Here is a 2,199-nt window from a genome sequence, read left to right as displayed (position 1 = left end):
GGTGGCCGCCGGGCCGGGCGGCCGCGACCCCGGCGGCGAGCGCGACCTCGGTGGCCTCGATCAGCTTGAGGTCGGCCGGGTCGGGGGTGCCGGCGACGACCGACAGCGCGGAGTCGGCGGCCCAGCCGTCGATGGTGACCGCCATGTCGATGCTGAGCAGGTCGCCGTCGCGCAGCACGTAGTCGTGCGGCAGGCCGTGCAGCACCGCGTCGTTGACCGACAGGCACAGCACGTGGCGGAACGGGCCCCGGCCGAACGAGGGCGCGTAGTCCCAGTAGCAGGACTCGGCACCGCGCTCCTTGATCCGCCGGCGGGCGAGGTGCTCGAGGTCCATCAGGTTGACCCCGACGGCGGTGGCCGCGCCGAGCTCGGCCAGCAACTCGCCGACGAACCGGCCGGTCACGGCCATCTGTTCCACCTCTGCGGGGGATTTGAGCTCGATCACGACAGCCTCCCTCTCCGAATGCGGTATTTTTATACCACGCTCGGCCGGGGGCGCCCCGGGGGACTATCCTGCTGGCATGGTTCGCCAACCGCTCACCGCCGAACAGATCGCCGCCGGCCGGCGACTCGGCGCCGCCCTCCGGGCCGCGCGAACGGGCCGCAGCCTCGTCGAGGTGGCTTTGGCGGCCGGCATCTCACCCGAGACGCTGCGCAAGATCGAGGTGGGCCGGCTCCCGGCGCCGGCGTTCGGCACGGTGGTCAGCCTGAGCGAGGTCCTCGACATCCCGCTGAGCGAGCTGGCCGAGGTGTGGCTGGCCGGCACCCCCGTCAGCCAGGCGTCCTGACCCGGATGGGCACTCCGTCGCCCGACGTCGAGCAGTATCTGACGGAGCTCCAGCATCCGCTCAAGGACGGCGTCCTGCAGCTCAGAACCGCGATCCTGGCCTGCGACCCGGCCATCTCCGAACACGTGAAGTGGAACGCCCCGAGCTTCCGCCACGGCGGCGAGGACCGGGTCACCTTCCGCCTGCAACCCCGCGGCCGGCTCCAGCTGATCTTCCACCGCGGGGCGAAGGTCCGGGCCGACAGCGCCGGCTTCACCTTCGACGACCCCGCCGGTCTGATGACCTGGCCGGCGCCCGACCGCGCGGTCATCGACTTCCCCGACCTGACGGCCGTCTCCGCGCGCCAGGCGCAGGTCACGACGCTGGTCAAGCGCTGGGTGCAGACCTGACAAGGACCGAACGGGGGTCGGGGTGACGGAGGACCTGCGGGACGCGACGGCCGTCTTCCAGGAGGTGCGGCCACGGCTGTTCGGCATCGCGTACAGGATGCTCAGCAGTGCCACCGAGGCCGAGGATCTGGTGCAGGACGTCTGGCTGCGCTGGCAGACGAGCGACCGCAGCGTGGTCGTCAACCCGGGCGCGTTCCTCGCGACGACCGCCACCCGGCTGGCCATCAACGCTCTGCAGTCGGCGCGGGTGCGGCGTGAGACCTACGTCGGGCCGTGGCTGCCCGAGCCTGTCGACACGAGCGCGGACCCGTACCTGGGCGCGGAGCGCGGTGAGGCGCTTGAGCTCGCGACCCTGCTGCTTATGGAGAAGCTCACCCCCAGCGAACGCGCGGCCTATGTGCTGCGCGAGGCCTTCGACTACCCGTACGCGCAGATCGCCGACATCCTCCGGTCGACCGAGCCCGCGGTGCGTCAGCTGGTCAGCCGCGCCCGTAAGCACGTGACCGCGGAGCGCCGTACGCCGGTGAGCGCGGACGCGCAGAAGGAGCTGCTGACGACGTTCATCGCGGCGGCCCGTTCCGGGAACCTGAGCGCGCTGGAGAAGCTCTTCGCAGCGGACGTCACCAGCGTGTCCGACGGCAACGGGGCGCACCGGGTCGCCCGTCAGCCGGTGGTTGGCGCGGAGCGGGTGGCGAAGTTCCTCGCGGCGATCTCGACGTGGTTCTGGGACGACATCGACGTGCAGTGGGCGACCACCAACGGGCAGCCCGCCGCGGTGTTCCGCCGAGATGGTGCTGTCTACGGCCTGCTCACCATCAGCGCGTCGGCCGAGGGCATCGACCAGCTGCTGTGGATGGTCAACCCCGACAAGATCGCGGCGGTGTCCTGACCGGCGCCGGACCCGCACGGTGCCGCCGTGCGGGCCCGGCCGGGATCAGCGGGCGAGCCACTCCCGGTACGACGTAATGGCGATGACGGCGTCCTGCGGTGCGATCAGCGCGTCTCCCGGGGCGGCGGCGAAC

At 71.8% G+C, this 2,199-nt stretch carries 4 protein-coding genes; 3 read left to right on the top strand and 1 reads right to left on the bottom strand.

Translation table 11 applies throughout. The features are described 5' to 3' along the window. On the bottom strand, positions 1–445 hold a 445-nt coding region (locus AB0C29_RS44865), incomplete at its 3' end, for a M24 family metallopeptidase (RefSeq protein ID WP_360833980.1). Positions 446–521: 76 nt separating this feature from the next. Here AB0C29_RS44865 and AB0C29_RS44860 point away from each other — a divergent pair. The 3 genes from AB0C29_RS44860 to AB0C29_RS44850 are packed head-to-tail and all read left to right on the top strand — an operon-like array spanning position 522 to position 2,066. Beyond that, complete coding sequence (locus AB0C29_RS44860; RefSeq protein WP_360833978.1) at positions 522–788, top strand: helix-turn-helix transcriptional regulator; 267 nt, start codon at positions 522–524, stop codon at positions 786–788. Positions 789–793: 5 nt separating this feature from the next. Next, on the top strand, positions 794–1,177 hold the full coding sequence (locus AB0C29_RS44855; protein WP_360833976.1) for a DUF1801 domain-containing protein: 384 nt from the start codon (positions 794–796) through the stop codon (positions 1,175–1,177). A 22-nt stretch (positions 1,178–1,199) separates the two neighbouring features. Beyond that, the gene (locus AB0C29_RS44850; protein WP_360833974.1) at positions 1,200–2,066 is read left to right on the top strand and encodes an RNA polymerase sigma-70 factor; all 867 of its coding nucleotides are present in this window, start codon (positions 1,200–1,202) and stop codon (positions 2,064–2,066) included. The last annotated feature ends 133 nt before the right edge of the window (positions 2,067–2,199 follow it).

Source organism: Actinoplanes sp. NPDC048791 (assembly GCF_040650095.1).
GTDB lineage: Bacteria > Actinomycetota > Actinomycetes > Mycobacteriales > Micromonosporaceae > Actinoplanes.
This window is presented reverse-complemented; position numbering and strand designations above follow the sequence as displayed.